Raw genomic sequence first — 17,192 nt, 5'->3', positions numbered from 1 at the left:
CATCCGTGGAAAGCAGGAAGCATGCCCGAGCGCGAAGTGAATCTGGACATCGAGGTGGAGGTCCGTGACGACGACACGGCCGTCCTCTCCGTGGGGGGCGAGCTCGACATCGAGTCGGCCACCTTCCTCCACCACCACCTGGCCAACCAGTTCCTGCACGGCCGCCGCCACCTCGTCCTGGACCTCTCCGCCCTGGACTTCATGGACTCCTCCGGCCTGAACGTCCTGATCAGGGCGGGCCGGGACGCGCGGGAGTCCGGGGGCGACCTGCACCTCGCCGCGCCGACCCCGGCCGTGCGCCGCATCCTGGAGATCACGGGCGTGACGATGACCACGCCCCTGCACCCCGACGTGGCGGACGCGCTCGTCGCGGCCGGGCACGAGGTCTAGCCGGGGGAGGCGCGGCCCCGCCGGACGGACGGGACCGCAGCATGGACGGAGACGAGAAGGAGAAGCCGGAACACGTGGACGAGATCACCGGTGTCGAGCAGGCACTGCGCCGGGCCGCTCCGCACCTGCTGGTGGGCGTCGTGACGGACGCCCTGCGCAAGCAGTGCGGAGCGCTGCGGGTGGAGCTCCGCCTCGCCGACTACGCGCTGCGCTCGCTCCAGCTCGTCGAACGCGTGCCCCACGCGGCCCCGCCGGTCCTCATCCACGACAGCCCGCAGGGCCGCGCCTTCGGCGCCCAGGAGCCGTACGTCACCCGTGAGACCGACGCCGTCTCCGTCCACCTGCCGGTCACCGTCCGGGGGGACCGGATGGGCGTCCTCACCGTCGCCCTGCCGGCGGGCGTCGACCTCGTGCCCCTGCTGCCCGAGCTGCGGCACGTCTGCGGGGCGCTCGGCCACGAGATCCTGGTGGCCGAGCGCGACACGGACCTGTACGACCTCGCGCGGCGCGCCACCCGGCTGACGCTGGCGGCCGAGATGCAGTGGCAGCTCCTGCCGGGCCGCTCCTGCTCCCGCCCCGAGTTCGCCCTCGGCGCGCACCTGGAACCCGCCTACGCGATCTTCGGGGACAACTACGACTGGTCGGCCTCGGCCGACCACCTGACCCTGACGGTCACCAACGGGATGGGGGAGGGCATCGAGGCCGCCCTCCTGACGAACCTCGCCATCAACGCGCTCCGCAACGCCCGCCGCGCCGGCCTCGGCCTCGCGGACCAGGCGGCCCTGGCGGACCAGGCCGTGTACGCGCACTACCACGGCGAGGCCTTCCTCTCGGTTCTCCTGCTGCGCTTCGACCTCGCCACGGGCGAGGTGGAGGCCGTGAACGCCGGATCGCCGCGCCTGTGGCGCCTGCGGGACCGCTCCGTCGAATCCGTCTCGTTCGAGGCCCAGTTGCCCCTGGGGATGTTCGAGGACACCGTCTACACGCCGCAGCGCCTCGCGGTGCGCCCGGGGGACCGGCTGCTCTTCGGCAGCGACGGGGTGTACGACGCGGCCTCCCCCGACGGGGAGACCTACGGGGACCGGGCGCTGGCCCGCGCGCTCACCGTCACGAAGCTGCTGCCGTCCTCACAGGTCCCGGGCGCGGTCCTGCGCGAACTCGCCGCCTACCACGGCGACGCCCCGCTGGAGGACGACGCACTGGTCGTCTGTCTCGACTGGTACGGACGGCAGGAGGGGGACGACTCCGGCCCCCCGGAGCCCGTCGACGCCTGACCCGGTTCCCCGGGTCCGCCCGTGCACCCAGTGTCAACAGTTGCCGTGCGGCAACTGTATCCTTGGGGCAACACCTGGCTCGTGTCCGGAGTGGACACGTCGTGGGGGAGCAGAGGGTGACCAGTGGGACATGGGCTACGTGACCGGACGGCGCGCGCGGCGCGCGGGGGTCAGGCGGACCGCACGTCCTTGAGCGGCGCGCCCCCGTGGACCGGGGGCGCCGACGGTCTCTCCTTGTCCAGCGCGTCCTGGAAGCCCGTCAGACCGCGCAGCAGCGCCTTCCGGCTCGTCGGGGGCATGTCGGAGATGACGGCGAGCAGAGCCTCCTCCCGCTGGACCCGCAGGTCGCGCAGGTACGCCTTGCCGCGGACGGTCAGGTGCAGTTCGAGCTGCCGGCGGCTGACGGCGCTGGGCAGCCGCTGCACGAACCCCAGCGCCTCCAGGCGGTCGCACATGCGGCTCACCGAGGGCGGCGCCGAACCGAGCAGTTCTCCCAGGGCGCGGAGGTTGATGCCCTCCTCGCGGTCGAGGCTGTAGAGCACGCGGAGCTGAGACGCCGACACCGGTGTCGACGACACCATGTCCCGGCCGCGCTCCCACAGCACCTCCAGAAGCTCGATGAGCTCCCGGGCGGCCTGTGCCGTCTCCTGCGGCTCCCGCTGGGACGGGGCGGGGTTCGTGTCCATGGCTACCGACACTCCTCAGGCGTCCGGGGCGGAAGGCGTCGGCCATGCGACGCGCCGGTCATCTCCACATCTCTCCAGAAGGCGGTAAGGGTTCGGTGGATCGACACGTGCCAGTGGAACGCGCTCTGCGCGGGGCGCCGCCACACCGCCTCCTGGACTCCCTCCGTGTCGATCTGGCACGGCGATTCGCCGCGCTCTCCGCCGATCTCCTGCTCGTCGACTACGGGCTCACGTCACTGCGACCCGTCGAGCCCGTGCAGGCTCCGGCCGGGATGCGGCACGTGGCCGTGGGGCCGGGACCCGCAGGTCGCGCTCTTTCCACACAGCAACCATATCTTTTCGGTGGTGACGGGCCCACGGCGACCGCATGCCTTCCTGTGACGGTTCGCGGCGAACGGTGTGGCGTCCTCGTGGTCGTCCTGCCCCCGGACCGGGCCACTCCCGCGGCGATCGAGGAGCTCGCCGACGTCGCCGAGACGCTGGGACACGCCCTGCGCGTCGCCGACCGCCACACCGACCTGTACCACCGGACGCGCAGGGCCCACGCCCTCAGCGTCCCGGCGGAGATGCAGTGGGACGTGCTCCCCGGGCAGGCCTGCACCGGCGCGGAGTTCGACCTGCACGCCTACTGGGAGCCCTCCTACACCTCGGGCGGCCACGTCCTGGACTGGTGCGCGACCGAGGAGGAGCTCACCCTGGTCGTCGCCAACGGCACCGGGCCCGGCACCCCGTCCGCCCTGGTGAGCAACCTCGCCCTGAACGCCATCCGCAACGCCCGGCGCGCCGGCCTCGACCTCGTCGGCCAGGCCAGCCTCACCGACCAGGCCCTCTACGGGCAGCACCGGGGCGAGCGGTCCCTCTCCGCCCTCCTGCTGAGCTTCACCCGCGCGACCGGCGAGGTGCGGGTCGTCGACGCGGGCTCGCCCACGGTCTGGCGGGACCGCGGCGGGGCGACCGGGCGGATCGACCTGGAGCGCCAGCTCCCCCTCGGCATGTTCGAGGACACCGTCTACGCCGCCCAGCGCCTCCGCGTCCTCCCCGGCGACCGGCTGGTCTTCGTCGCCTGCGACCGGGGCGAGCCCCCGCCCGGCGACGCGGATCTCGACCGCTCGGTGGGCCGCGCGATCGAACGGACCCGCCGTACGAGCTGCGCCGACACCCCCCGGGCCGTCGTCCGCGCCCTGCGCGAGGAGGCCCCCGGCGGACTGCCGGACGACGTTCTCGTACTCTGTCTGGACTGGCACGGCCGCGACCCCGCCCGGTGGCGCGCGGTCGACGGCGAGGAGAGCGAAGGCCTTCCCGGCCCTCCCGCCGTGTGAGTACGGTCGTGTCCGCGTTCCCGGATGCGGACGGTGTGGAAAACGCAAAGGAGGGAAGGTGCGCAGGATGAGGTACGGAGCACGGCACCGAGCCGTGTGAGGGGAGGCAGGTCGATGACGGACGCGATCGCCGCGGAGCGCGCGACACAGGGGCCCTTGCTGTACGCGAGTGTCGACTACGACGGTACGGACGCCGACGACGGCATGGTCGCGTCCGCCCGCGACTTCACCGCCGACTTCCTCACCGCCTCCCCGGCCACGGGACGCCGGCCGGTCGCCCGCGAGCGCGTCGACCTCGCGCGCCTGGTGGTCAGCGAACTGGTCACCAACGCCGTGCGCCACGCGCCCGGGCCCTGCCGCCTGCTGCTCGAACTGTTCGAGGACGCTCTGGAGATCTCGGTCCTCGACGGCCTGGAGACCTCTCCCGTCCCCCGGGGCCACGATCCCGGCCGCGTCGGGCAGCACGGCGTCGAGATCGTCGTCGCCGTCTGCGAGAGCGTCAGCGTGGAGCCGCATCCCTACGGGAAGCGGGTCAGGGCGCGCCTCTCCCTCGTCTGATCCCGCCCCGGCGGAGGGTCGGCACCCCCTCGGAGAAGTTTTTTTGAAAACGTGTGCATGCTCCGTGAGAGCCGGGGTATGCGGGCCGTCCGGGGGAAGACTGGTTGTCGACGAAAGAGGGGGTCATCGGAGTGCCTACCACAGTGCTGACCGAGACGAACACCGGGGCCGAGAAGATCGTGGGGGGCCTTCCCGTACTCGAAGCCCCCGACAAGGTGGCGCCGAAGGACGCGCGCGAACTGTCGAAGGTGTTCTTCGACCGGATGGCGGTACTGGAGGAGGGAACCCCCGAGTACCAGTACGCCCGCAACACGCTGATCGAGATGAACATGTCCCTCGTGCGCTACGCGGCCGGTCGCTTCCGGGCCCGCGGCGACGACATGGAGGACATCGTCCAGGTCGGCACGATCGGGCTGATCAAGGCCATCGACCGTTTCGACATCTCCCGCGAGGTGGAGTTCACCACCTTCGCCGTTCCCTGCATCGTGGGGGAGATCAAGCGTTTCTTCCGCGACACCTCCTGGGCCGTCCACGTTCCCCGCCGCCTCCAGGAGGCGCGCGTGGAGCTGGCCAAGGCGACGGAGGAGCTCAGCTCCCGCCTCGGCCGGTCGCCGAGCGTGGCGGAGCTCTCGACCCTGATGAACCTCTCCGAGGACGAGGTCATCGAGGCGCGGATCGCCTCCAACGGCTACAACTCCACCTCGCTCGACGCCGCGGTCGGCGGCGAGGGGGAGGAGGGCGGCGCCATGCTCTCCGACCTCATAGGAGAAGAGGACCCGGCGCTCGCCCTCTTCGAGGACTTCCACGCGCTCGCCCCCCTCGTCGCCGAACTCGGCGAGCGGGACCGCCTGCTGCTCCACCTCCGCTTCGTCGAGGAACTGACGCAGTCGGAGATCGGCAAGCAGCTCGGCATCTCCCAGATGCAGGTCTCCCGGCTGCTCTCCCGCAACCTGGCCCGCCTCCGCAAGGGCATGCTCGCCCCCATGGAGTGACGGTCCCCTCCCTTCCCCTTCCCACGGGAACCGAACGGCCTCACCGCCCCCCCCTTCCGGTGAGGCCGTTTTCCCGTGCCGCCGTCCCCTTGCCGGGACGGTGAGCGGGCCCGCTAGCCTGTGGCCGCATGCAGCCACAACAGCCTCACACCGCCCCGGCCGTCCCCGCACAGCCCCCCGACCGCACCAGGACGGTGGTGCTCTCCCTCATGGCCGGACTCCTGCTGGGCGTCGCGGGGACGGGCGCCGCCTGGATGCTGAGCGCGGACACCGCCTCCGCCGGGGGAGGTCCGGAGGCGGACGCGCGCGCCGCGTGCCGGGCGCTCGACGGGTTCGACCCGGCGAAGTACACGGAGAAGGGCCCCACCGGCGAGATCGCCGTCAACCGTTACGCGGCGGCCGACTCGCTCTCCGCTTCGGCGGCGTTGGGCGACGCCCGGTACAAGCCGCTCGCCGAGGCCGTCCGCGGTTCCCGGCAACGGTTCTCCATGGTCTTCCAGTTCGACGCGACGGTGAAGAAGGACCTGGACCGGGCCCGCACGTTCTGCGAGGACCTGTAGCCCGGCCGCGCGAACGCCCGCCCCGCACGGCGCGACCCGCGGCGGAGCCGGGCGATCCGCCGGCGGCGGTCCGGAGGACTTCATAGCGTGTCCCGGGGCGCCGCGCCCCCGGAACCGGGCGGTAGCCCCCTGTATCGGGGAAACGGCCCGGGGCCCCGGCCCTCTCGGACTATCGTGCCCTCCATGAGCCCGGACGAGATCGACCCCGGCCACGAGTGGCCCCTGCCTCCGCCCTGGATGTGGGACTGCGACGAGTGCGCCGACCTCTACCGAACCATGCGGAACGTCGGCGACCGGATCGCCGAACTCCGTCTCACCGGCGAACGCGGCGTCGACTGGGACCCGTTCGACAGCACCGTCACCACCCAGATCGCGCTCGGCGCCCACCTCGCCGCCCGCCACCGCGACCTCCTGCCGGACTGGGACCCCGCCTGCGCGACCTGCGCCCACCACCGGGAGCGGATCGCCGCCGAGCAGGAACCCGGCCCGCGCCGGGACCACGACGTGCGCTGCGGCGGCGAACACCTCGCCCGCCACGTCTACGCCCCGCCCCGGACCGTCGGGCTGCTCTGAACGGCCGGACCGCTCAGGACACCAGGCCCCGCCCCTCCAGCTCCGTCAGCCGCACGGTGCACAGGCCGCCGCGCTCGGCCTTCACCTCCGTCACCTCCAACTGCGTTCCCGGCGTGAGGATGTACTCCTCCTCGCCGGTGAACGCGGAGAACCGCCGGATCCCCACCGCCCGCGCCGGCGTCACCTCGAACAGGGTCCGCTTCCCCCGGTTCCCGAGGAACCCCCGGGCCACGGCTGGCTCGGACGTGCACGAGGACACGCCCCACCAGGTCACCGTCCGCCCCACCGGGTACTGCGACCGCAGGTCGAGGGCCACCCCCCGCCACAGGGGCTGCCTCCGCGCCGGCAGCTCCGCCACCGCCGAGAACAGCAGCCGCAGGTACGGCAGGTACGGCACCAGCCGCTCCCGGTCCGGGGAACGCAGCACGGCGTTGATCTCCCGGTAGAACGCCGACTCGCACGTGTACAGGTGGAGCGCCGCGATCGCGTCGGCGGACAGCCCGCCGACGTCCTCCGCCGACGCGGCCTTCGCCTCCCCGAAGAGACTCGACCGCTCGACGTGCCGGTCCAGGTTCCGGAGCACCCCCGACACCGGCTCGACGGCCTTCCGGAAGTCCATCAGCGGGGTGTCGAACACACCGGTGACCGGCGGCAGGACGAGCCCCTCGTCCTTGACGCTCGTGAGCCGCTCCAGATAGAGCTGGTGCAGCTCCATCGTCGAGGCGATGAACGCCCCCATCCGCTCGGCGACACCACCGCCCTCCGGCCCGCCGGCCCCCGCCGCCTCCCGGTCCCAGCCCTTCCTCGGCAGCCAGTCGACCGGCTCGGCCCCCACCGCCGCCAGGGCGTCGTTCACCCGGGCGAAGTGGTCGCCCTCGCAGAAGACGTCCCCCTGCGCCGCCGGGTTCGAGTGGTCCAGGTGCCGGACCTCGACCCCCGGGTACTTCTTCTCCAGCCGCTGGACGACCCTCTTCAGACTCCGGGCGTGCGCGCCCCACCAGGCGAACACCACCCCCCGGTCCTCCTCCCCGGCCTCCTGTTTGGCCCGGAGGACCTCCTCGACGATCTGCTCGGCCACGGGCCGCCAGAACGCCGTGTGCCGTTCGGTCGGCACCGCCCCGTCCGCGCTCGCCGTGAGCGACGCGTTGAGCAGCAGCACGCCCTGGGTCAGCATCGCCTGGAACCACTCCGGCGGCCGGACCGTGTCCTCCTTCTCCAACAGGGCCCGCACGTCGGCGATCGGCGTCTTCTTGACGATGCCGTACTTCCACATCGCGGCGGCCTTGATGACGCAGCGGATGCTGACCACCCGGCCGAACTGGCTGTCCTTCCAGTCGCCGAAGGTGTTGTCGAACATCGCGATGCCGGTCGCGCTCTCCGCCCTCGGGTACGGGTTCTGCCCGAAGACGACCACCTTCCACTTGTGCGGCGGGTGCGGCTTCAGCGCCTGGAACGTCAACTCGCGCACCGGCACCACCTCCGGGCTCCGCTTCGGACCGATGAAGTCGGCGGCCCCCGGCTGCGCCTCGATCACCGGCCCGAGCAGCGGAAGCCACGGCTCGCCACCGCCGCCGAACAGCTCGGTCAGGCGCAGCGGATCGCCCGCGGCGGGAACGTCGGTGTCACTCATGGGGGCGGAACTCCCGGGGTTCGGTACGGAGGCGGTGGAGGCGGCTTCGGTCTGCGGAGCCCGCGGTGTCCGGGGAGTCTTCGGATCAGCGGCGAAAGGAAGGCTGCCGCGGCACGTCGATCCGGACCCGCCGCGCGGACCCCGCTCCCCGGATGTCGTCGAGCTGCCCCAGTACCGCGGCCCTCAACTCGTCGTAGTCCGCGAACCCGTGGTCGTGGAACAGGGTGTATCCCGTCCACATCAGATTGGCGCACACCTGCGCGGGCACCCGCCCCGTCTGCGCGCCCAGGCCCACCAGCGCCACCGACCGGACGCTGCCGGGCTCCACCCGGTTCTGCAGGTGCACCGCCTGGAACGCGGCCGCGCACGCCAGGGCCACGTTCATGGTCTCGCCGACGTCCTGCGAGGACTGGCGCATGGTCGGCGTCGAGATCAGGTACCGGGGCACGGCGGCCCCGGACGGGACGCAGACCGCGCTGCCCACCGGCAGGCTCCCGCCGAACCGCTCGCGGATCGCCCGCTGCACCCGCACCTGGATGCCGGCGCCGAGGTACCGCTTGACGACGGCGTCGACCCCGCCGTCCATCCGCCCCTTCGCGTTGGTGGGGGAGACCCACGCGTCGACGTCCACGTCGAGGAGGGAGCCCCGCCGGATCTCGACCTCGGGCGTGTCCGCGAACGCGGACCGCCAGGCCGCCACCACCTCGGCGTTCACATCGACCAGTACGACTCTCAACGCATGCCGGACACCCACGAGTCCGCCCCCTCTCGCACAGCTTCTCGAACAACTCCCAAGCTATAGCGACCCACTGACAACGCCCCGGCCGTCCTGATCCGCGCGGAGGGGAAGCAGAAGGAAAGGCGGGAGGGGGAGGAGGGGGAACGACAAAGGCGAGGAGATCGCTCTCCTCGCCGTGCTCAACTTATAGCGCACCGGGGGGCTTGCGGCAAGGCCCCGGTCGTGCCGCAGAATCGTCGGCCTCGGCCACGACCTGCGGAAAGAGGAGCACGATGGGCACGCGGTACGTGTGGGACCTCCAGGAGATCGACGAGACACAGGTCGCGGTCGTCGGGGGCAAGGGCGCGCACCTGGGCGCGCTGTCGCGGATCGACGGCGTCCACGTGCCGGCCGGCTTCTGCGTGACCACGGACGCCTTCCGGCGGGCCCTGGCGGGAGCGCCGTCGCTCGACGGCCTGCTCGACCGGCTGTCCCGCCTGGACCCGGACGACCGGGAGGCGACCCGTACGCTCAGTGCGGAGGTCCGCCGGGCCGTCGAGGCGGTCGCCGTCCCGGAGGACGTCGCGGAGGCGATCACGGGCGCGCTCGCCCGGTTCGGCGCGCACGACGCCTACGCGGTCCGCTCCAGCGCCACGGCGGAGGACCTGCCGACGGCCTCCTTCGCCGGCCAGCAGGACAGCTACCTGAACGTCGTGGGACCGGCGGAGGTCCTCCGGCACGTCGGCCGCTGCTGGGCCTCGCTGTTCACCGAGCGGGCCGTGACCTACCGCCGGCGCAACGGCATCGACCACCGCACGGTCCGCATGGCCGTGGTCGTCCAGCGGATGGCCTTCCCCGACGCGGCCGGCGTCCTCTTCACGGCCGACCCCGTCACGGGCGACCGGCGGGTCGCCACGGTGGACGCCGGCCTCGGGCTCGGCGAGGCCCTGGTCTCCGGCCTGGTGAACCCGGACGTCTTCACCGTGCGGGACGACGAGGTCGTCGCCGGGACGATCGCCGCCAAGCACCGCGTCCTCCAGCCCCTGCCCGGCGGCGGCACGCGGGAGGTGGAGGTCGACGCGCGGCGGCGGGAGCGGCCGGCGCTGACGCGCGAGCAGGTCCTGCGGCTGGTGCGGCTCGGGCGGCGGATCGAGGCGCACTTCGGCCGCCCGCAGGACGTCGAGTGGTGTCTGGTCGACGACGACTTCCGGATCGTCCAGAGCCGGCCGATCACGACGCTGTTCCCCGTCCCCGAGGCCGACGACCGGGACAACCACGTCTACGTCTCGGTCGGTCACCAGCAGATGATGACCGACGCCATGAAGACCCTGGGGCACTCCATGTGGCGGCTGACGGCCATGGTCCCGATGCACGAGGCCGGCGGGCGGCTCTTCGTCGACGTCACCCGGCGCCTCGCCTCGCCCGCGAGCCGCGCCGCCCTCCTGGACGTCGTCGGCAAGGGCGACCCGCTGATCAGGGACGCCCTGGAGACCGTCCTCGACCGCGACGACTTCCCCCTGCCGCTCCCGGACGCGGACCCCGCCGCGCCCGCGGGTCCCGGGGCACCCGCGCCCGCCCCGATCGAGGCCGACCCGGCGATCGTCGCCGCGCTGGTCGAGCGCAGCCGGGCGTCCGTCGCCGCCCTGGAGCGCGACATCCGGACGAAGACCGGACCGGAACTGTTCGACTTCCTCCTCGAAGCCTTCGAGGAGCACAAGCGGGTCCTCTCCGACCCGCTGAGCTTCCGGGCGCTCATGGCGGGCATGGAAGCCACCTGGTGGCTCAACGACAAGCTGGAGGAGTGGCTGGGCGAGAAGAACGCGGCCGACGCGCTCACGCTCTCCGCCCCCGGCAACGTCACCTCGGAGATGGGCCTCGCCCTGCTCGACGTCGCGGACGCGATCCGTCCCCACCCGGAGGTCGTGGCGTTCCTGGAACGCGTCGAGGGCGACGACTTCCTGGACGGGCTGCCGAAGCTCCCGGGCGGGGCCGGGGCGCGCGACGCCGTCGAGGCCTACCTCGACCGGTACGGCATGCGCTGCGTCGGCGAGATCGACATCACCAGGCCGCGCTGGCGCGAGCGCCCCGCCGCGCTCCTGCCCGCGATCCTCGACAACGTCAGGAACTTCGGCCCCGGCGCCGCCGAACGGCGCTTCGAGCAGGGCCGGCGGACGGCCCTGGAGAAGGAACGGGAGGTCCTGGCCCGGCTGCGGGACCTGCCCGACGGGGAGCGGAAGGCCGCCGAGACCCAGCGGATGATCGACCGGGTCCGGACCTTCGCCGGATACCGCGAGTACCCGAAGTACGGCATCGTCAGCCGCTACGCCGTCTACAAGCGGGCCCTCCTCGAAGAGGTCGGGCGCCTCGTACGGGCCGGTGTGCTCTCCGCGGCGGAGGACGTCTTCCACCTCACGTTCCAGGAGTTCCACGAGGCCGTGCGCACGCGGCGGGTCGACGAGGAGCTCGTCCGGCGGCGCGAGGAGGCGTACCGGGCGCACCGGGCGCTCACCCCGCCCAGGGTGCTGACCTCGGACGGCGAGGCGCTCAGCGGGGCGTACCGGCGGGACGACGTGCCGGCCGGCGCCCTCGTCGGCCTGGCGGTCTCCGCCGGCACCGTCGAGGGCAGGGCCCGCGTCGTCCTCGACATGGAGGAGGCCGACCTGGAGGCGGGCGACATCCTGGTCACGGCCTACACGGACCCCAGCTGGTCACCCGTGTTCGTCGGCATCACGGGCCTGGTCACGGAGGTCGGCGGCCTGATGACCCACGGCGCGGTGATCGCCCGGGAGTACGGCCTGCCGGCCGTCGTGGGCGTCGACGGGGCCACCCGGCTGATCCGGGACGGACAGCGGATCCGGGTGCACGGGACCGACGGGTACGTCGAAATCCTCTCCTGAAGCCACGACCTCCCCGTCGGCCCGTCACTCCGTCCCGGTCCGCACCGGACGCCGGAGCAGGTAGGCCCCCGCGCAGGCGACGAGCAGCAGCATGCAGCCCGTGAACACCAGGCCCGCCCGCTCCAGGCCGAGCGGGCCGGTCAGCAGGCCGACGCCGATCACGGGGAGCGAGATGCCCGTGTACGCGACCAGGAACAGGGTCGAGATCACCGCCGCGCGCCGGTCCTCCGGCGCGGCCCCGGCGACGGCGGACAGGGCCGCGCGGAAGGTCAGGCCCTGTCCGGTGCCGCCGACGACGGCGGCCAGGACGACGAGCACGAGCAGGTCGGCGGCGAGCGCGCCCGCCAGGAGGGCCAGGCCGGTGAAGAGCACGGCGCAGCCCAGGGGCAGGGACCGGGACACCCCGACGCGGCCGACGACGAGCTGCCCGGCGGTGGAGGAGAAGAAGGCGAGGGCCACGACCAGACCCGTCACCGCGTGGTTGTCCACGTGCAGGAAGCGGGCGAGGAAGGCGGGGCTGACCGAGGTGAACACCCCGAACAGGGCGAAGCCCACGAAGGAGGCGAGCGCCGCCGGCACGAACACCCGGCGGACCGGCCCGGGCAGGGCGGGCCACCGGGGCCGTACGGCGGACAGCGGCCGGCGCTCCCGTACGGTCTCCGGCAGCCGCAGGACGACGACGGCCGACAGCAGCGCCAGGACGAGGTGCACGGCGAACGGGAGCAGCAGCGGCCCGGGGGCGTACTCCGCGAGCAGCCCGGCGAGCAGGGGGCCGCAGCCGAGGCCGCCCATGTTGGCGGCCGTCGCCACGAGCGTCGCCCGGGACGCGCCGCCCGGCGGGGCCAGGTCCATGACGTAGGCGGTGGCGGCGCCCGTGAACAGGCCCGCCGACAGGCCCGAGAGCAGCCGGCCCGCGTACAGCCACCCCAGGCCGTCGGCGCACAGGAAGCAGACGGCGCTCGCCACCGCGAACCCGAGGCCCCACAGCAGCGTCGGCCGTCTGCCGACCGTGTCCGAGGCGTTGCCCGCGAGGAGCAGCACGCCGATGACCCCGAAGGCGTACACGGCGTACACCACGGTCACGGTCAGCTCGGAGAACCCGAACTCCTCCTGGTAGAGCGGGTAGAGCGGCGTCGGCAGCGTGGTGCCGGCCATCCCCACGACGAACACGGCCCCGCCGAGCAGGCACCGCAGCCACCCTTGACGATCACCAACCATGCCGCCGACCGTAACTCCGGCGCGGGGCCCGGCGCGGGACCCCGTGGTCAGCGCGCGCCGAAGACCTGCGTCCAGTAGGGCCCGCCGTCGCCCGTGTGCAGGCCGACGCCCAGCTCCTTGAACGAGCAGTTCAGTATGTTCGCGCGGTGGCCGGGGCTGTTCATCCAGGACTCCATCACCTGCTCCGCCGTCTGCTGGCCCATCGCGATGTTCTCGCCGTAGGTCGACCAGCCGTACCCGGTGGCCGTGACGCGCTCGCCGGGCCCGGCGCCGTCCGGGTTGGTGTGGTCGAAGAAGTCCCGCGCGGCCATGTCGTCGGAGTGGCCCTGGGCGGCCCGGGCCAGGAGGGAGTTCCCGGTGACGGCGCCGCAGCCCTCCTTGGCCCGCTCGGCGTTGACCAGGGCGATCACCTGCTCCTCGACGGAGGTGTGGCCGGAGTCCTGCTTCGTGGCCGTGGGACTGCTCGGGGCCGTCGGCCTCTTGGTGACGGGTGCCTGCGTGGGCCTCCGGGTCGGCCGGTCCGCGGTCGGCCGCGGGGTGTGCGGGGCGGTGGTCGGCGCGGTGGTCGGGGCCGAGGCCGAGGGCTTGGCCTTGGGCTTGGCGGAGACGCTCTTGCTGGGGCGCGGCGTGCCCGAGGGCGTGGCCGTCGGGGTAACGGGGGCCGGAGCGGTGGACGTCGTGGAGGCCGGGGCCGGGGCCGACGCGGAGATCGTGAGGTCCACGGTGGAGGCGCGCGGCGCGTCCAGGGCCGTCAGGTCGTCCTCGTCGGGACCGTTGACCAGGGTGAAGGCCCCGCCGGTGACGGCGGCGACCGCCATGCCCGCGGCGATGACCACGCGGCGGCGCCCGCTCTGCTGCTGCTGTCGCCTGCGGCGGCGCGCGTTGCGGGCGCTGCGGGCCCCGAGGACGGGGGAGGGGCTCGCCCCGGGCGCCCCCGCCGGCTCGTATCCGGTCGGTTCGTATCCGGTTGTCCCGGCTTGCTCGTGTCCCGTCGTCCCGGTCTGCTCGTAGGCGTACGCGGCGGTCTCCGCCGGTTCGTAGGCGTACGCGGGCGTTTCCGTGGTCGCGTGCGCGTATCCGGACGCTTCGGCCGGTTCGTGCCCGTACGCCGGAGATCCCACCGGTTCGTACCCGGTCTGGTGTCCGGCGGGGGACCCGGCCGCTGCGGCGAGGTCGAAGCCCGCCCGCTCGCGGAGGGTCGCGAACAGGAGTCCGGCCGGGGGGACGAGCAGCAGTCCCGCGAGCAGGCCCTCGGCGGGGTAGAGGCCGTGGGACAGGCCGGCGCAGTGCACGCACGCGCGGGCGTGCCTGGCTATTCGCTTGCGCCAGAGCCCGGACGGGCGCCCGTCCCATCCGCCGAGCTCGTACCGCAGGTCGGGGCACGGCGGGTTCTCCGTCAGCGCCCGGACGACGACGCGGGCGGCGTCCAGCTGCGCCTTCATGCGCTGGACGCGCACCGCCGTGTGCTCCGGGGAGAGCTGGAGTGCCGAGGCCACCTCGTGCCGGGTGAGGTCGCCCGTGCACTCCAGCCACCACAGGGACAGCAGGGCCCTGTCGTCCGGTTCCAGCCAGCGGGTCGCCTCGGCGGTCTCGCGCCGCTGGCCGGACAGGTTCAGCCGGACCACCGTCAGGCCGACGAAGTCGGCGCCCGGCTGGGGGAGGTCGCGGGCGTCGTCGAGGCCGCCCGTGACGAAACCGTTCTGCTGGCGGTGCCAGTGACTCCGGACCACGTTCATCGCGATGGCCACCAGCCAGGACCTGAAGCCGTCCGGGGCGCGCAGGCCGCCGAGCCCGGCGAGCGCCCGCAGCATCGTCTCCTGCACGACGTCGTCCACGTCGTGGTGACCGTTCATCGCCCGGCCCACGATGTTGTAGACCAGCGGCAGGTGGTGGGCGAGCAGTCGGTCCTGCGCCTGCGGATCCCCGCTCTGCGCGGCCCTGACCAGCTCCGTGAGCTGTTGTGTACTCATGCTCGAATCACCCTGCCTGTTCCGGTCGTCCTCGGGGGCCAACACATGGGAGACCACCGGGCGCCGGGCCGATAACAGAAATCCCCCGGCTTTCCGGAAAAGATCCGGGAAGCGGGGGACGGCCGGCCGGGACCGGGGTCCTCGGGAGCGGTGGTATGACACCGTGGTCCGCGCACGCGCCGACGGGAGGGACGGGGGACACGCGGACCTCCTCGGCGTGTGCGGACGGAAGCGCCCGGGCACGGCGTGCCCCGGGCGGGGAGCGCGCCCCACGGTAGCGGACGGGTCGGGGGCGCGGGCCGCCGGCCGCCGGACGTGCGTCGGCCCCGTCCTCGTCGGGGCCGAGGGCGGGGCCGGTCGCGGGGCCCGTGGACGGGCCGTGCGCGCGTCGTGCGCGGAGCGGTGCGGGGCCGGGTGACCGGTCCTCACGCCGTTACGCGTGACGGCGCGAGTTGCCGGTGAAGAGGCGGTAGAGCAGGAGCAGGATCACCGAGCCGACGATGGCCGCGATCCAGGTGGACAGTTCGAAGAAGCCGTCGACGGAGTCGACGCCGAAGATCACCTTGCCGAGCCAGCCGCCGAGCAGGCCGCCCGCGATGCCGAGCAGCGTGGTGATGATGAACCCGCCCGGGTCGCGCCCCGGGGTCAGGGCCTTCGCGATGAGGCCCGCCAGCAGTCCGATGATGATCCAAGCGACGATTCCCATGGTGCCCGTCTCCTTCGCGTGTGCCGTTCGGCCCGTTCCGTGCTTATCGCACGCTTACATCGAACGCATACGCGGAAACGGTGGATCCAAACCCCTTTCGGCTGAAGTCAGGTGCCCGCCGGGGTGTCCCGGGCCGGCCGCGCCGTCGACAGGGGCTCCGCGATGTCCTCCAGGGAGCGGCGCTCGGCGTTCACCGCCAGGAAGGCGGCCACGAGGCCGGCCGCGCACATCAGCCCGGCGCCGATCTGGAAGGCGAGGACCGTGTCGCCCACGACCCCGGACGCGGTCAGGTCCGCGAAGAGCAGCGGGCCGCTGATGCCGCCGGCCGCCGTGCCGAGGGCGTAGAAGAACGCGATGGCCATCGCGCGGGTCTCCATGGGGAAGATCTCGGAGACGGTCAGGTACGCGCTGGAGGCGCCCGCCGACGCGAAGAACAGCACCACGCACCAGCAGGCCGTCATCGTCGTGGCGGACAGCGAACCCCGGTCGAAGAGCCAGGCGGTGCCGAACAGGAGGACGCCGGAGAGCAGGTACGTCGACGAGATCATGATCCGGCGGCCGACCGTGTCGAAGAGCTTGCCGAGGAGCAGCGGCCCCATGAAGTTGCCCGCGGCGATCACGGCGAAGTAGTAGCCGGTGCTGCCCGTGGGCACGTCGAAGAAGGTGATCAGGATGGTGCCGAAGCCGAAGGTGATGGCGTTGTAGAGGAACGCCTGGCCGATGAAGAGCGAGAGCCCGAGGACCGCCCGGCGCGGGTAGGAGTGGAAGACCGTCTTGGCGATCAGGCCGAAGCCGATGCTCTTGCGCTGGTGGATGGTGATCTCGCGGTCCGGCGGGGGCAGCCGGACGCCCTTCTCCGCCTCGATCTCCTTCTCGACGGAGTCGACGAGTTCCTCCGCCTCGTCGCCGTAGCCGTGGATGAACTGCCACCGCGGACTCTCCGGGACGTGCCGCCGCACGAGCAGGATGACCAGGCCCAGGACCACGCCGAGGGCGAAGCTGAGCCGCCAGCCGAGGTCCTTCGGGAAGATGTCGGTGTCCAGCATCACGATGGACAGCAGCGAGCCGCCGATCGCGCCCAGCCAGTAGCTTCCGTTGATGATGAGGTCGACCCGGCCGCGGTAGTGCGACGGGATCAGCTCGTCGATGGCGGAGTTGATGGCCGCGTACTCGCCGCCGATGCCGAAGCCGGTGAGGAACCGGAAGAGGAAGAACCACCAGGACTCGAACGACAGCGCCGTCATCGCGGTCGCCACCAGGTAGACGACCAGCGTCACCATGAAGAGGCGCCTGCGGCCGTAGCGGTCGGTCAGCCAGCCGAAGAACAGCGCGCCGGAACAGGCGCCGGCCACGTACAGGGCGGCGGCCACGCCGGTGATCTGCGCGGCGGTGATGTCCAGGCCGCTGCCGTCCTCGGCGATGCGGCCGGCGACGTTGCCGACGATCGTGACCTCGAGGCCGTCCAGGATCCAGACGGTGCCGAGGCCGATCACGATCATCCAGTGCCACTTCGACCACGGCAGGCGGTCGAGGCGGGCGGGGACGGCGGTGGTGACCGTCGACGTCTCTCCCGGGCCCGGTGCGGGCGCCCGTGACACTCCAGAAGCCATGGCTGGTTCCCTCTCCGTCGCGTGATCCCCCACAGAAGCCCTTCCCCCGGGTGCCCGGAAGCCGGTGGCCCATGCGGGTGAAGAACGTGCC

General features: G+C 72.8%; 15 protein-coding genes. 8 read left to right on the top strand and 7 right to left on the bottom strand.

All coding sequences use genetic code 11. The features are described from left to right. The first annotated feature begins 21 nt into the window (after nt 1-21). Both ACIP5O_RS09750 and ACIP5O_RS09745 read left to right on the top strand, forming a co-directional pair. Complete coding sequence (locus tag ACIP5O_RS09750; RefSeq protein WP_125667364.1) at nt 22-390, top strand: STAS domain-containing protein; 369 nt, start codon at nt 22-24, stop codon at nt 388-390. Between the two features lie 74 nt (nt 391-464). Then, nucleotides 465-1,664 carry a PP2C family protein-serine/threonine phosphatase gene (locus ACIP5O_RS09745; RefSeq protein ID WP_401290994.1) on the top strand — a complete coding sequence of 400 codons (1,200 nt, stop codon included), beginning with the start codon at nt 465-467 and terminating at the stop codon, nt 1,662-1,664. Between the two features lie 170 nt (nt 1,665-1,834). Here the strand turns inward: ACIP5O_RS09745 and ACIP5O_RS09740 are convergent, their stop codons facing one another. Continuing rightward, entirely contained in the window at nt 1,835-2,350 is a 516-nt protein-coding gene (locus ACIP5O_RS09740) for a MarR family winged helix-turn-helix transcriptional regulator (protein ID WP_401290712.1), read from the bottom strand. A 410-nt stretch (nt 2,351-2,760) separates the two neighbouring features. On the opposite strand from ACIP5O_RS09740, the gene ACIP5O_RS09735 reads away from it, so the two are divergent. From ACIP5O_RS09735 to ACIP5O_RS09715, 5 genes are all read left to right on the top strand, one after another. Beyond that, nucleotides 2,761-3,669 (top strand): PP2C family protein-serine/threonine phosphatase, encoded by a 909-nt coding sequence (locus ACIP5O_RS09735; protein ID WP_401290710.1) that lies wholly within the window; start codon nt 2,761-2,763, stop codon nt 3,667-3,669. Between the two features lie 114 nt (nt 3,670-3,783). Continuing rightward, a complete protein-coding gene (locus ACIP5O_RS09730) occupies nt 3,784-4,227 on the top strand; it encodes an ATP-binding protein (RefSeq protein WP_401290707.1) in 444 nt (147 codons plus the stop codon). A 146-nt stretch (nt 4,228-4,373) separates the two neighbouring features. Continuing rightward, nucleotides 4,374-5,219, top strand: a complete 846-nt coding sequence (locus ACIP5O_RS09725) for an RNA polymerase sigma factor SigF (RefSeq protein ID WP_401290992.1) — start codon at nt 4,374-4,376, stop codon at nt 5,217-5,219. 128 nt (nt 5,220-5,347) lie between these two features. Next, nucleotides 5,348-5,779, top strand: a complete 432-nt coding sequence (locus tag ACIP5O_RS09720; RefSeq protein ID WP_401290705.1) for a hypothetical protein — start codon at nt 5,348-5,350, stop codon at nt 5,777-5,779. Nucleotides 5,780-5,962: 183 nt separating this feature from the next. After that, nucleotides 5,963-6,352, top strand: a complete 390-nt coding sequence (locus ACIP5O_RS09715; RefSeq protein WP_401290703.1) for a hypothetical protein — start codon at nt 5,963-5,965, stop codon at nt 6,350-6,352. A gap of 13 nt (nt 6,353-6,365) precedes the next feature. Here the strand turns inward: ACIP5O_RS09715 and ACIP5O_RS09710 are convergent, their stop codons facing one another. Both ACIP5O_RS09710 and ACIP5O_RS09705 read right to left on the bottom strand, forming a co-directional pair. Continuing rightward, nucleotides 6,366-7,982, bottom strand: coding sequence for an ADP-ribosyltransferase domain-containing protein (locus ACIP5O_RS09710; RefSeq protein WP_401290700.1), 1,617 nt, complete (start codon nt 7,980-7,982; stop codon nt 6,366-6,368). Between the two features lie 85 nt (nt 7,983-8,067). Further along, the gene (locus ACIP5O_RS09705) at nt 8,068-8,718 is read right to left on the bottom strand and encodes a macro domain-containing protein (RefSeq protein WP_401290697.1); all 651 of its coding nucleotides are present in this window, start codon (nt 8,716-8,718) and stop codon (nt 8,068-8,070) included. Between the two features lie 275 nt (nt 8,719-8,993). On the opposite strand from ACIP5O_RS09705, the gene rph reads away from it, so the two are divergent. Next, a complete protein-coding gene (gene rph / locus ACIP5O_RS09700) occupies nt 8,994-11,597 on the top strand; it encodes a rifamycin-inactivating phosphotransferase (protein WP_401290695.1) in 2,604 nt (867 codons plus the stop codon). Between the two features lie 24 nt (nt 11,598-11,621). Here rph and ACIP5O_RS09695 read toward each other — a convergent pair whose 3' ends face one another. From ACIP5O_RS09695 to ACIP5O_RS09680, 4 genes are all read right to left on the bottom strand, one after another. Further along, nucleotides 11,622-12,815: an MFS transporter gene (locus ACIP5O_RS09695; protein ID WP_401290693.1), complete on the bottom strand. Its 1,194-nt coding sequence runs from the start codon at nt 12,813-12,815 to the stop codon at nt 11,622-11,624. 47 nt (nt 12,816-12,862) lie between these two features. Beyond that, nucleotides 12,863-14,785, bottom strand: a complete 1,923-nt coding sequence (locus ACIP5O_RS09690; RefSeq protein WP_401290690.1) for a sigma-70 family RNA polymerase sigma factor — start codon at nt 14,783-14,785, stop codon at nt 12,863-12,865. A gap of 433 nt (nt 14,786-15,218) precedes the next feature. After that, nucleotides 15,219-15,491, bottom strand: coding sequence for a GlsB/YeaQ/YmgE family stress response membrane protein (locus ACIP5O_RS09685; protein WP_401290688.1), 273 nt, complete (start codon nt 15,489-15,491; stop codon nt 15,219-15,221). A gap of 107 nt (nt 15,492-15,598) precedes the next feature. Then, on the bottom strand, nt 15,599-17,101 hold the full coding sequence (locus ACIP5O_RS09680) for an MFS transporter (protein WP_401290685.1): 1,503 nt from the start codon (nt 17,099-17,101) through the stop codon (nt 15,599-15,601). Nucleotides 17,102-17,192 lie beyond the last annotated feature (91 nt).

Source organism: Streptomyces sp. NPDC088915 (genome assembly GCF_044749825.1).
In the GTDB taxonomy this organism is placed as follows: domain Bacteria; phylum Actinomycetota; class Actinomycetes; order Streptomycetales; family Streptomycetaceae; genus Streptomyces.
This window is presented reverse-complemented; position numbering and strand designations above follow the sequence as displayed.

Coding starts and splice junctions, on each gene's coding strand:
- ACIP5O_RS09750 (WP_125667364.1), top strand. CDS start 22: ATGCCCGAGCGCGAAGTGAATCTGGACATCGAGGTGGAGGTCCGTGAC.
- ACIP5O_RS09740 (WP_401290712.1), bottom strand. CDS start 2,350: ATGGACACGAACCCCGCCCCGTCCCAGCGGGAGCCGCAGGAGACGGCA.
- ACIP5O_RS09730 (WP_401290707.1), top strand. CDS start 3,784: ATGACGGACGCGATCGCCGCGGAGCGCGCGACACAGGGGCCCTTGCTG.
- ACIP5O_RS09720 (WP_401290705.1), top strand. CDS start 5,348: ATGCAGCCACAACAGCCTCACACCGCCCCGGCCGTCCCCGCACAGCCC.
- ACIP5O_RS09715 (WP_401290703.1), top strand. CDS start 5,963: ATGAGCCCGGACGAGATCGACCCCGGCCACGAGTGGCCCCTGCCTCCG.
- ACIP5O_RS09710 (WP_401290700.1), bottom strand. CDS start 7,982: ATGAGTGACACCGACGTTCCCGCCGCGGGCGATCCGCTGCGCCTGACC.
- rph (WP_401290695.1), top strand. CDS start 8,994: ATGGGCACGCGGTACGTGTGGGACCTCCAGGAGATCGACGAGACACAG.
- ACIP5O_RS09695 (WP_401290693.1), bottom strand. CDS start 12,815: ATGGTTGGTGATCGTCAAGGGTGGCTGCGGTGCCTGCTCGGCGGGGCC.
- ACIP5O_RS09690 (WP_401290690.1), bottom strand. CDS start 14,785: ATGAGTACACAACAGCTCACGGAGCTGGTCAGGGCCGCGCAGAGCGGG.
- ACIP5O_RS09685 (WP_401290688.1), bottom strand. CDS start 15,491: ATGGGAATCGTCGCTTGGATCATCATCGGACTGCTGGCGGGCCTCATC.
- ACIP5O_RS09680 (WP_401290685.1), bottom strand. CDS start 17,101: ATGGCTTCTGGAGTGTCACGGGCGCCCGCACCGGGCCCGGGAGAGACG.